General features: G+C 64.7%; 10 protein-coding genes. 7 read left to right on the top strand and 3 right to left on the bottom strand.

Features of this window, described 5'->3' with window-relative positions; translation table 11 throughout:
- The first annotated feature begins 184 nt into the window (after positions 1-184).
- The 7 genes from J4E08_RS12425 to J4E08_RS12395 are packed head-to-tail and all read left to right on the top strand — an operon-like array spanning position 185 to position 7357.
- A complete protein-coding gene (locus tag J4E08_RS12425; protein ID WP_349538773.1) occupies positions 185-1291 on the top strand; it encodes a sugar ABC transporter substrate-binding protein in 1107 nt (368 codons plus the stop codon).
- A complete protein-coding gene (locus tag J4E08_RS12420) occupies positions 1291-2892 on the top strand; it encodes a sugar ABC transporter ATP-binding protein (RefSeq protein ID WP_349538772.1) in 1602 nt (533 codons plus the stop codon). The genes J4E08_RS12425 and J4E08_RS12420 overlap by 1 nt, the downstream gene beginning before the upstream one ends.
- The gene (locus tag J4E08_RS12415; RefSeq protein ID WP_349538771.1) at positions 2889-3899 is read left to right on the top strand and encodes an ABC transporter permease; all 1011 of its coding nucleotides are present in this window, start codon (positions 2889-2891) and stop codon (positions 3897-3899) included. The genes J4E08_RS12420 and J4E08_RS12415 overlap by 4 nt, the downstream gene beginning before the upstream one ends.
- A gap of 22 nt (positions 3900-3921) precedes the next feature.
- Positions 3922-4113 (top strand): hypothetical protein, encoded by a 192-nt coding sequence (locus J4E08_RS12410; RefSeq protein ID WP_349538770.1) that lies wholly within the window; start codon positions 3922-3924, stop codon positions 4111-4113.
- Positions 4110-5444, top strand: coding sequence for an amidase (locus J4E08_RS12405; protein WP_349538769.1), 1335 nt, complete (start codon positions 4110-4112; stop codon positions 5442-5444). Before J4E08_RS12410 ends, J4E08_RS12405 begins: the two co-directional genes overlap by 4 nt.
- 30 nt (positions 5445-5474) lie before the next feature.
- Complete coding sequence (locus tag J4E08_RS12400) at positions 5475-6080, top strand: malonic semialdehyde reductase (RefSeq protein ID WP_183968063.1); 606 nt, start codon at positions 5475-5477, stop codon at positions 6078-6080.
- A gap of 2 nt (positions 6081-6082) precedes the next feature.
- On the top strand, positions 6083-7357 hold the full coding sequence (locus tag J4E08_RS12395; protein WP_349538768.1) for an amidase: 1275 nt from the start codon (positions 6083-6085) through the stop codon (positions 7355-7357).
- A gap of 411 nt (positions 7358-7768) precedes the next feature.
- Here J4E08_RS12395 and acmB read toward each other — a convergent pair whose 3' ends face one another.
- From acmB to J4E08_RS12380, 3 genes are all read right to left on the bottom strand, one after another.
- Positions 7769-8956, bottom strand: a complete 1188-nt coding sequence (acmB, locus tag J4E08_RS12390) for a methyl acetate hydrolase AcmB (protein ID WP_349538767.1) — start codon at positions 8954-8956, stop codon at positions 7769-7771.
- Between the two features lie 77 nt (positions 8957-9033).
- Positions 9034-10692 carry a flavin-containing monooxygenase gene (locus tag J4E08_RS12385; RefSeq protein ID WP_349538766.1) on the bottom strand — a complete coding sequence of 553 codons (1659 nt, stop codon included), beginning with the start codon at positions 10690-10692 and terminating at the stop codon, positions 9034-9036.
- A gap of 186 nt (positions 10693-10878) precedes the next feature.
- Positions 10879-11763, bottom strand: a complete 885-nt coding sequence (locus J4E08_RS12380; RefSeq protein ID WP_349538765.1) for a helix-turn-helix domain-containing protein — start codon at positions 11761-11763, stop codon at positions 10879-10881.
- Between the last annotated feature and the right edge of the window lie 205 nt (positions 11764-11968).

Genomic DNA, 11968 nt, shown 5'->3' with positions numbered 1-11968 from the left:
ACGGACTTGTTTAGGCGCGAATGGGCCGGAGGTTTGCTTAAAGGTTAATCTTTGGCGCGAAGAGTTTCCGTAAATACGAGGGTCCTTGCAGAAAATTCCTTTTGATATGTGCAAAAGTACGGACAATCAAACCCAAGCGAAGAGGCGCAAGATCTGCTTCGCGTTTGGCAACAGGGGATTGATGATGACCACGCAGAAATTGACTTTGACCGCTGCGGCGCTGATGGCCGCGCCCGCGCTTTTGCCCAGCTCCGCCGTGGCGGATGCCATGTCCGACGCACTGGCGGTGATCGAGGCGCACCGTGAAATTCCCACGTTCGAGGCGCAAGGCGCGCCCTTCGATGCCAAAGCCTGCATGGCAGACAAAAGCGTCTTCTCCATCCCTGTGTCGATGGCGATCCCGTTCAATGTCGAGCTGCAAAAGGCGATGAAACGCGCCGCCGCCGACGTGGGCTTTACCTACACCACCTGGGAAAATCAGGGCGCGTCGGACACCTGGATCCAAGGGGTCAATCAGGCGATTGCGCAAGGCTACGATCTGGTGGACGTGGCCGGGGGGCTGAACCCGGAGATGCTGGGACCGCAACTGCGCGAGGCAAGCGAGGCGGGGCTGAAAGTCACCACCTCGCATCTGTATGACGAAAGCCAGGAGCAGGCGGACTTCGTGGACGGATCGGCCAAGGTGGACTTTCGCGGGGCAGGGGAACTGCTGGCGGCCTGGGCCTTTGTCGAGACGGAGGGCAAGCCCAACGTGCTGATCATCGGGTCGGACGATGTGCTGCCCACCGGGCCATTCGTCGAGCAGATCCAGAAGAGCCTGTCGGAATACTGCCCGGACTGTAAACAGGACTATCTGAACGTGCCGGTGAACGAATGGGCCACGCGCATTCAGTCGGGCACGCAATCGGCGCTGCTGTCTGATCCGGGCCTCAACTACATCCTGCCGATCTACGATTCCATGACGCAGTTCGTGACACCTGCGCTGCGCATTGCGGGCGCGACCGATGTGGGCATGGCGTCGTTCAACGGCACCCCCTTCGTTCTGGATATGGTGCGCGAGGGCACGGTGCAGATGAACATCGGCGAGAGCCTTGGCTGGGCTGGCTACGCGGCGGTGGACGCCCAGATGCGCACGCTGTGCGGGCTGGAGGTGCCGGAAACGCTGGGTATTCCGTTGCTGGTTTTTGATGCGGAAAACGTTGAGACGGCGGGCGTTCCGGCGGACTTCGACTCTGGCTACGGCGACACCCATCTGGCGGGCTTTCGCAAGCTTTGGGGCCTCGAAGACTGATGAATGTCGCGCCCCTCACATCGCCTGTCAGCCAGCATGAGGCGGACGTCCTGCGCATGGCCGACGTGCGGATGAAATTCGGCCCGGTCGAGGTGCTCAAGGGCGTGTCGATCCACCTCAAGCGTGCTGAAATCCTTGGCTTGCTTGGGCAGAACGGGTCGGGAAAATCAACGTTGATCAAGGTTCTGGCGGGGTTCAACTCGCCAGAGCCGGGCAGCAAGGTCACGCTGTGGGGCGACACGCTGCCCCTGCCGCTGGATCCGGCCCGCATCCGGGGGATGGGCGTGTCCTTTGTCCACCAGCATCTGGCGCTGATCCCGTCGCTGAGCGTGGCGGACAACATGCTGGTGGCCGATGACGCCCGCCCGCGCCCCTTTGGCATCCGCTGGCGGCAGGAACGCGCGGCCATGCGGGAGCTGTTCGCGGAGTTCGGCCTGACCATCGACCCTTCCGACACGGTGGAGCAGCTGTCGCCGGTGGAGCGTGCCTATGTGGCGATCCTGCGCGCGCTGGCAGAGCTGCGCCGGTCCAAGGCGGGGCGGTCTGGCGAGGGCATTCTGGTGCTGGATGAGCCGACGCCGTTCCTGTCGGCGGAGGATGTGGACAAGCTGTTCACCCTGCTGCGCCAGATCAAGAAAACCGGGGCCAGCGTCATCATCGTCACCCATGATATTGACGAGGTGCTGGCGATCACCGACCGCGTTGCGATCATGCGTGACGGGCGTGTCGGCGCGGTGATGACCACGGCGGAGACCTCCCGTCAGAAGGTGCTCGATACCATCGTGGGGCGCGCCATTGCGCCCTATGAACGCGCGCCGCGCACAGCCAGCGAGGATGTCGTCGCCCGGATCGAGGGGCTGTCCGGCGGGCGATTGGCCGGGTTCGATGCCACCTTGCACCGCGGCGAAGTGGTGGGGGTCACGGGGCTGATCGGCTCGGGCTTTGCCGAGGTGCCGTATCTGCTGTTCGGCGCGATGGCGGGGCAGGGGCGTCTGAGCCTTGGCGATCAAACCCCGGTGGAGATCAAGCGCCATTCGCCCGATCGTGCCATTCGGGCGGGCCTTGGTTTGATCCCCGGCGACCGGATGCACCAAAGCTGCATCGGCGGGCTGACGGTGGAGGAAAATGCCACGTTCCTTGGGCTGGGGCGGATGCGTGGGCGGCTGGGTCTGCGGCGCACCGCGCTGACCGAAAGCACCGCCGATCTGATCCGCACCTATGACGTGCGGCCCGCGCGGACCGAGGTCAACCTGTCGACGCTGTCGGGCGGCAATCAGCAAAAGGTCATCATGGGCAAGTGGTTGGCCGAAGCGCCCAAGCTGCTGTTGCTGGATGAGCCGACGCAGGGCGTGGATTACGGCGCGCGGCAACAGATCTTTGCCGCGCTCGATCAGGCGGTGGGGCAGGGGACGTCGATCCTGTGCGCCTCCACCGATTATGAACAACTTGCCCAGATGTGTGACCGGGTGTTCGTGTTTCACCGAGGACAGGCGGTGGCCTGCCTGAGCGGCGCTGCGCTGACCCGCGAAGGCATCGCGCGCGCCTGTTTCCACGATCCGGGCGTTGCCAACACAAACCCATTGAAGGAGGCCGCGCAATGAGTGTGACGGACAATCCGCAATCCTCCGGAGCGCGGTCCGCGTTTTCGGGTTTCTCTCTCAAGCGCGAGGCGGAGCGCTATGCGCTGGTGCTGGCGTGGCTGGCGCTGTTCTGCGTCTTTGGCGCGCTGTTGCCGGAGACGTTTTTGAAATGGCGCACGATCTCGTCGATGCTGGGATCGCAGGCGGTGCTGGTGGTACTGGCACTGGCGATCCTGGTGCCGCTGACGTCGGGGGATTTCGACCTGTCGGCGGCTTCTGCGCTGGTGTTCGGCGCGATGTTCGTGGCGGTGTCGGATGTGAATTGGGGCTGGGGCGTCGGCTGGTCCGTGCTGGCGGTGCTGGTGACAGGGGCGCTGATTGGCGCGGTGAACGCGTTCTTTGTGCTGTATTTCCGCATCCACAGCCTGATCGTGACGCTGGGGCTGGGGACGTTCCTGAACGGGATGACCTTGTGGATCTCGGACTCGCGGACCGTGGCGGGCGTGTCGATGGATCTGGTGGAGGTCGTGGTGATCCAGCGCCTGTTCGGCGTCCCGTTGGCGTTTTACTACGGGTTGGCGGTGGCGCTGATCATGTGGTGGGCGCTGGAGTACACCATTGCCGGCCGCAAGCTGTTGTTCGTGGGACGCGGGCGCGAGGTGGCGCGGCTGAACGGCATCTCTGTGGACCGGGTGCGGGCGATGTCGTTCGTGTCCTCGGGCGTGCTGTCGGTGCTGGCCGGGGTGCTGTACGCCGGGATGACCGGGTCGGCGGATCCGACGTCGGGGCTGTCGCTGCTGCTGCCGGCTTTTGCTGCCGCGTTTCTGGGCGCGACGGCGATTTATCCGGGGCGGTTCAACCCCATCGGGACGCTGGTGGGCGTCTATTTCCTCATCACCGGGATCACGGGACTGACCATGTTGGGCGCGGATGCCTTTGTGCAATCGCTGTTTTATGGCGGCGCGCTGATCGTGGCCGTGTCGCTGAGCCAGCTGGTGCGCAAGCGGCAACCGCAGAACTTTGGCTGACACACGACAAGGAGACGAGACCATGACAGACACACAACATGACGCGCTGCGCGCTTATCTGGGCCGCTCGCCCACCGACGAAGAGCGCGCGATCTTTGAGGATCAGCGCACGCGGGTGGAATTCGGCGTGATGTCGCATCCGCTGTGGGACGAGCGCGAGACCGCCACCGGGTTGGCGGCGCGGGCCCCGTTCGAGGCAGGGCAGAGCGCATGATGATTGCCAAACTGCTCAGCGATCTGGAGGCGGGGCGGGTGACGTCCCGTGCCCTGGTCGATCAGGCCGAGGCGCGCATTGCGGCCGCCGGGACAGCCTCGCCGTTTTCGACGGTGGAGCTGGAAAATGCCCGTGCGCAGGCGGAGGCCGTGGATGCAGCCCGCGCGGCGGGGGCGGCTTTGGGACCGTTGGCCGGGGTGCCCCTGGCGCATAAGGACATGTTCGAGCGGCAGGGCGCGCGCATGGGGCGGGGGGCGCATCCCTCGGCGGCCTATGTGGCGGAGAACACCGCCGAGGTGCTGTCGCGGCTCGACGGGGCAGGGGCCGTGGATCTGGGCCGCTTGCAGATGTCGGAGTTCGCCATGGGGCCAACCGGCATGAACCACCACCACGGCGCGCCGCCCAATCCGGTGGTGCCGGGGGCGATCATCGGCGGGTCGTCGTCGGGGTCCGGTGTTGCCGTGGCCATGGGGATCGTACCCGCGGCGCTGGGGTCCGACACGGGCGGGTCGATCCGCTTGCCCGCCGCCTGCAACGGCGTTGTGGGCATCAAGCCGACGCCGGGCCGGGTGCCCATGTCGCACACCATGCCGCTCAGCTGGACACAGGATTGCGTCGGGCCGCTCGCCGCCAGCGTGGATTGCGCGCGGCGGGTGCTGTCGGTTCTGACCGGCGGCGCGACACGGGCGGAGACGCAAGAGACCGGGCCGCTGCGGCTGGGCTTTGATGCGGGCGATTTCGCCTGCGATCTGTCGCCCGATATGGCGCAGGTGTTGGACGAGGTGCGCAAAGCCCTGGTTCTGGCGGGTCATGCGGACCGCGATCTTGATCTGGGCTGGCTGGGCTCGCTGGACGAACCTGCCAACGTCATCGCCATGGGGGAAGCGGCCACCGTACACGCCGACCGCTTGCGCGCGCATGCGGACAGCTATGGCGATCAGGTCAGAACGCGGCTGGTGCAGGGCGCGGCGATTTCGGCGCAGGCGTATTTGCGCGCGCGTCAGATCCGCGACATTGCCCAAGGCAAGATCGCCGAGGTGTTCAGGGATGTGGACGTGATCGTGCTGCCGATGCTGCCCGATGTGCCGCCACAGATCGACGCGCTGGCGCGGCTTGAAGGGGCGTCGCTTGCGGGGATGATCTCTGCCATGACACGGTTTGCGCGGCCCGCGTCGGTGCTGGGGCTGCCCGCGATCAGCCTGCCGGTGGCCTGGACCGACCGGGGTCCGCTGTCGCTGCAACTGGTGGGGGCGCCGAGCTCTGAGGATGTGCTGGCCGATCTGGCGCGGACGCTGGAAACCGCGAGCCTGCGCGTGCCGGAACCCGCCTGAATAGCGGACGAAATAGTAAAGGACGACGATATGAAAGATCTGGAATTGCAAGACACGCTGGGCCCGGAGGCGCTGGATCAGCTGTTTCTGGAAGCCCGGTCGCAGAATGGCTGGCGGGACACGCCGGTGGACGATGCGACGCTGGAACAGCTGTATGATCTGGTGAAGATGGGGCCGACCTCGGCCAATTGTTCGCCTGCGCGGTTCGTGTTCATCCGCACGGCTGAGGGGAAGGAGAAGCTTGCCCCGGCGCTGTCGAAAAGCAACGTGGACAAGACCATGACCGCGCCGGTGACGGTGCTGGTGTGCCACGACATGGAATTCTACGAAAAGCTGCCGGAGCTGTTCCCGCATGGCGATGCGAAATCATGGTTCACCGGCTCGCCGGCCCTGATCGAAGAGACCGCCATGCGCAACGGATCGCTTGCAGGCGGCTATCTGATCATGGCGGCGCGCGCGCTGGGGCTGGATTGCGGGCCGCTGTCGGGGTTCGAGGCGGACAAGGTCGAGGAGGCGTTCCTGGCGGGGACAACGTGGAAGGTGAACTTCATCTGCAACATCGGCTATGGCGACCCGGACAAGGTCTGGGGGCGGTTGCCGCGCCTGTCCTTTGACGACGCCTGCGTGATGGTCTGACCATGGACAAGCCATTGACATTTCATGCAGGCACCGCGCGGCAGATGGTCGAGGCGGTGGCCGCTGGCACGCCTCCCATGGCCGTCGCCGAGGATATGATCGCGCGTGTGCAGCAGGTCGAGCCGGTGGTGAACGCCTTTGCGTTTTTCGATGCGGATCGGCTGCGGGCCGAGGCGGATGCGCTGCCCGACGGCCCGTTGAAAGGCGTAACGGTTGCGGTGAAGGACGTGTTGCTGACGCGCGACATGCCCACGGCGCATAACTCTGCGCGCTATGCCGGATCGGAGCCGGGGGTTGATGCGGCCTGCGTCGACACGTTGCGCAGCGCCGGGGCCTTGATCGCCGGAAAGGCGCGCACCACGGAGTTTGCGTCAACGACCGTGGGGCCGGGCACGACGAACCCGCATGATGCGGCACGCACGCCGGGCGGTTCGTCTTCCGGGTCGGCGGCGTCCGTGGCGGCGGGGATGACGGCGCTTGCCCTGGGCACGCAGACCGGAGGCTCGACCATTCGGCCCGCGTCCTTCTGCGGGGTCTTCGGGATGAAGCCCACGTGGAACGCCATCTCTCGTGAGGGGTCAAAGATGTACTCCGCCACCTGCGACACCGTTGGCCTGTATGCGCGGGCGGCGTCGGATCTGGAGCTGCTGGCCGATGTGTTCGGTTTTGACGCGTGCGATCTGCCGGACAGCCTTGCGGGGCTGCGGATCGGCATCAGCTACGGCACCACGCCGGAGGCCGCCGATGCGGACAGCCGCGCCGCGATGGAAAACGGGGCAGGGGTGCTGCGGGCTTTGGGCGCGGAGGTGTTCGACCTGACCTTGCCCGAAGCGTTCGATGGCATTCTGGAGTCGCACCGGGTTGTTCTGGCCCGGGAAGGCGCGTCGGCCTTTTTGAACGAGGTGCGGGCCACGCCGGATCTGGGTGCTTTCTTTTCCGACATGGTGGCAGCGCCGCCAACGGCGATCGAGGCGCGCGCGGCCTACCGGCAGGCGGACCTGTGTCGTGGGCTGCTGGACGATCTGTTCGAGGGTGGGCTGGATCTGATCCTTGCGCCGTCGGCCACCGGGGTTGCACCGGAGGGCATCGGGACGGGCGACCCGACGTACAACAGCATGTGGACGCTGATGCAGGTGCCTGTGGTGAACGTGCCGATGTATCGCACGGCCGCGGGGCTGCCCGTGGGCGTGTCGCTGATCGGGCGGCGGTATGAGGATCGGCGGGTGATCCGGGCGGCGTCGTTGTTGATGCCGGAGGCGGTCGCCCCGGTGGGCTAGGCGTGCTCGGGGGGGCGAGCAGCGTTTCAGTGCTGCAAGGTCCCGGCCCCGCACCGTGATGTGTAAGGGGCGTGACCGGTTGGGCTGTTCGCACTGTGATCACACGTGATCCAACGCCATCGGCGTCATGAGATGGCCTCAGGTGGCATGAAATTCCGTGGGATCCGTCGCTGGTGGTCAAGGCCATGGCCGGCCCTCAGCGACCCGATCTGTGGACACCATGCGCGCCTGGCGGAGGACGCTGCAACGTGGCGGGAAAGACAACATTGGGGCAGGGCGGGGCAAGTCAGTCCGCCGCCCCGCGCCGTCGGTCTGTTGTGCGTCCGGTGCGGCCAGCGATCAGTTTTGCCGATTGTCTGGGCAGCTGGGCAGGGGGCGACCGCCGAAGGGGCGGCGGTCGCGGTTGGTCGGTCAGGCCGCCTTGGCTGCCTTCAGGGAGGCGTAGAAGGCGGTTTCAAGATCCATGTAGCCGGTAAACGAAGCCGGATCGCCAAACGGCAGGATCTGCGTTGCCCAGAAGCCGCCGACCCCGTTGGCCCTGTCGATCCAGTAGAACAGGTTGGCAAGACCCGCCCAGCCGAGCGCACCGGTGGGACGGCCTGTGGGGGCCTCCTCGTCATTGACCATGAAGCTGTAGGACCAGGATTTCGACAGGCCGGGGAAGAATTCGGCGTCGTTCGACAGTGACGGGATCACGCCCGGCAGCATGCCGATCTTCTTGTCGCCCAGGTGGTTCTTTTCGGCCATGGCCACGGTTTCAGGTTTCAGCACGCGACCGTTCGGGCCCATGCCGTCATTGAGCCACATGCGGATGAACTTCATGTAGTCGCCGACCGTGCCATAAAGCCCGTGCCCGCCCATGTGGACCTCGGGCTTGTCCGGCAGTTCGAAGTCCATCGGCGTGAGCGACCCGTCCGCGCCGCGCGCATGCATCCCGGCCAACCGTTTGCGCAGGCTGTCGGTCAGCTCGAAGGTCATGTCCTCGATCCCGAGCGGGTCGAAGATCCGCGTTTGGAACACCTCTCCGAGGCGCTTGCCGGTGATGCCTTCGACCACCTGACCGCACCAGTCCATGTTGGAGCCGTATTCCCACTTGTCGCCCGGATCGAACTGCAGCGGCGTCATCAGGGCTTCCTTTGAGGCGGTGATGACGCTGGGCTGACCTTTTTCCTGCGCCAGTCGGCTGTAGGTTTCGGAAAAGAAGTCATACCCGAGACCGGCGGTGTGGAGCAGCAGATGCTTGGTCGTCACGGGGCGTTTCGGGGCGCGCAGGATCGGCTCGCCTGCCGCGTCGAAGCCCTCGATGACTTTCAGTTCGCCGATCTCGGGGGCGTAGGTGCTGGCCGGAGCGTCGAGATCCAGCTTGCCCTCCTCCACAAGCTGTAGCGCGGCGGTGGCCGTGATCGCCTTGGTCGTCGAAAAGATGGCAAAGACATCGTCGGTGGTCATCGCGGCATCGCCGTCTGTCCGGCGGAAACCTGCGGCGCCTTCGTAAATGTTCTTTTCACGATCCGTGACCATCGCCACGACACCGGGCACGGCCGGATCGCCTGCGACGACGCCCTTCAGGATGGCGTCTGCATTGAAACTATGGCTCATGGTATCCTCCCATTTATTGAACCGAGTGGTGGCTCGCCCCGGGACGTGATCGGGGCGGACCGGTCGTTTGACAGCGGTCAGGCGGTCGCCGGGATGGCTGTCTTGCGCATGACAAAGGACGGGTAGCCGTTTTCGGCCATCTCGTTGCACAGGCTGCGGTAGGTGCCGACACCGCCGGTGTAAGACAGGACGCGACGCGGTTTTCCGGCGACGTTCGCGCCGTTGTACCAGGACTCCGTCTTCGAGATCAGCGTGGCATTGGCGGTCTCGTCATGATGCGCGACCCAGGCGTCTTCGCCGCTTTGCGTCGGTTCGATCACGTCATTGCCGCTGTCGCGCAGATCCCGGATGCAGCGGGCGATCCACTCTGTCTGCTGTTGCAGGCAGGTGGTCATGTTGCACAGCGCAGCGGACGGGGCCAGAGGAGCGCCCGTCATGAAAAGATTGGGGAAGCCGTATTTCATCAGCCCCAAGGTGGTGCGGATGTCCTTGCGCCATTCTTCGGCCAGCGTCATGCCGTCGGTTCCGGTGATGTCGATCCGGGACAGCGCCCCGGACCCCGCGTCAAAGCCCACGGCCATGATGATGACATCGACCTCGTAGACGGTGCCATCCTGCAGCTTGACGCCCTCGGGCACGATCTCGGCAATCGGATTGTCGCGGACGCTGACCGCCTCCACGTTGTCGCGCAGATAGGTTTCGAGGTACTGGCTTTCCAGCGGCACGCGATGGGTGCCAAAGCCGTAGTCGTCGGGACCTGGCACGAGGATGTCGATCAGGCGCGGGTCCTTCAGCCGCGCGCGCATCTTTTCGCGCACGAATTCCGAGATTTCCTCGCTGACCTCTTCGTCGAAGAACATCTCGCCAAAGGACGCCAGCCAGAGCTTGAGAGAGCCGTCCGCGTGGGTGTCTTCGAGCACTTGGTGGCGCTGATCGGGCGTCAGGTCGGCCCAGGCCTGTTCAAAGTCATACTCGAACCCGGTGAAGGTGTGCGGGATGGTCGATTTCAGCTCGTCAAAGCGGCCCTTGTACCAGGCCACCTCTGCGGGGCCGTATTTCGGGTTCTTCATCGGCAGAACGTATTGCGGCGTGCGCACGAAGACGGTCAGTTTGTCGACCTCGGGCGCAATGGTCTGGATCACCTGAATGCCGGTGGCGCCGGTCCCGATCACCGCGACTTTCCTGCCTTGCAGGTCCAGCCCCTCCTTTGGGTAGCGGGCGGTGTGCACGATCTGCCCGTCGAAGCTCGACTGCCCCGGAAAGCGGTCGGTGAGCGGCGCGGAGAGCATCCCGGTGCAGCAGACCAGATACCGCACCCGGACGCTGTCGCCCTGATCGGTCTCGACCGTCCAAAGACCGCTTGTCTCGTCCCAGGTCGCGCTTGTGATCGTGGTCGAAAAGGTGATGTCGCGGCGCAGGTCAAGGCTGTCGGTGATGTAGTGCATCCAGCGCTCGATCTCGCGCTGACCGGGGAACCGTTCGCTCCATGTCCATTTCTTGTAGAGCTGTTCGTCAAAGAGGTACTGGTAGATATAGGCTTCGCTGTCGAACTTCGCGCCCGGGTAGCGGTTCCAGTACCATGTGCCGCCCACGTCCGATGCGGCGTCACAGGCGTGGACCTTCAGCCCCATCTGACGAAGCTGGTGCAATTCGTAAAGTCCGGAGACCCCAGTCCCGATCACCAGGGCGTCCAGCTCCTCCGGCATCGGGTTTCGGTCCTTCGTGGTATCCAACATGCGCTTCTCCTCCTCCATTGGTGCGGCCTCCTCCAGGCCGTGTCGTCCGTCCCGCGACGGGACATGAGGCGAGTGTGGAGTTGCTCTCACGGGGTGTCTTGAGCGTTTGGGTGCGTGTTTTTGAATGATCCGGACATGGCGCAGGCGGTTTTGAACGAAACACACGCGGGCGCAGATCGGGCCGGGTCAGGACGCGTGACGGCGGAACACGGCGGGCGTCTGGCCGAACTCGGTCGAAAACATGCGTGTCAGATGCGCCTGATCGGAGAAGCCGCAATCCGAGGCGATGGCCTTGATCGGCAGGTGGGTGGTGGCCAGCAGGCGCCGCGCCAGTTCCAGACGTCGCGTCGTCACAAAGGCATAGGGCGGCTTGTCAAAGCTGCGCCGGAACTGCCTGGCAAACAGGCAGGGCGTCAGGCCGAGAGCCGTCGCCATGATCTTCAGGTCCAGAGAGCTGTTCAGGTTCGCATCAATAAACTCGATGATCCGGCGTTCCTGCAGGGGAGAGAGCGCGCCAGACCGTCTGGTTTCATGCACACGAACGGAGGCATAGTTGCGCAGCATGTGAATGATCAGCCCGCGCGCGACGGTGTCGACGTAGAGCGCGCCGCCCAGTCCGCGACTGCGGGTTTCCTCGGCGATTGCGTCGACCGCGTGCGACATCACCGGATCGTCCGTGCGCAAGATATCATGCAATGCCACCTTGCTGACGCTGCAGTCCATCACCTCGCTGGCGACCTCGGCCACCAGAGAGCCAGACAGATATAGGTGGGTCACGTCGATTGGTTCACGCCAGTTCCAGCAGCATTTCTGCGCCCGCGTCAGTAGCGATGTTGCGCCGGGTCCCAGGGTCTCCCGCGTCCAGCGGCCATCGAAACGTCGCTGCATGGGCGTGCTGCCGGCCTTGTAACTGACAAGCATGAAATCATTCATCGCGGGGACGACCACGTCCTGGCCTCGATAGTGGTAGGACCTCAGCGCGACGTTCCGCCAGTCCTGGCCGTCGCTGGACAAAAGGACGTCGCCCGGCACCCAGTCGGGCAGGTCTTCAAAAGACAGTAACCCTTCCATCAAGCGTCTCCTCCATCTTGATATCCGGCGAATTCGGGGTCTTTCCAGATGCCTCCAGCCTTTACGATTCGCAGCGACGCACTGGTTCAGATCATCCGTGACCTTAGCAAATGTGGCCGCCAATTTCTACGCGACCTTCTGCTGAGTTCCGCGCCGCACGCCTGACAGGGGCAAGCCGGTGCAGTTTAATGTCTGCGCCGTCGTT

It is taken from the genome of Sagittula sp. NFXS13, from assembly GCF_040148795.1.
GTDB classification, from domain to species: Bacteria; Pseudomonadota; Alphaproteobacteria; order Rhodobacterales; family Rhodobacteraceae; genus Sagittula; species Sagittula marina.
Note: the sequence above shows the minus strand (reverse complement) of the source record. Positions and strands in the feature narration are given on the sequence as shown.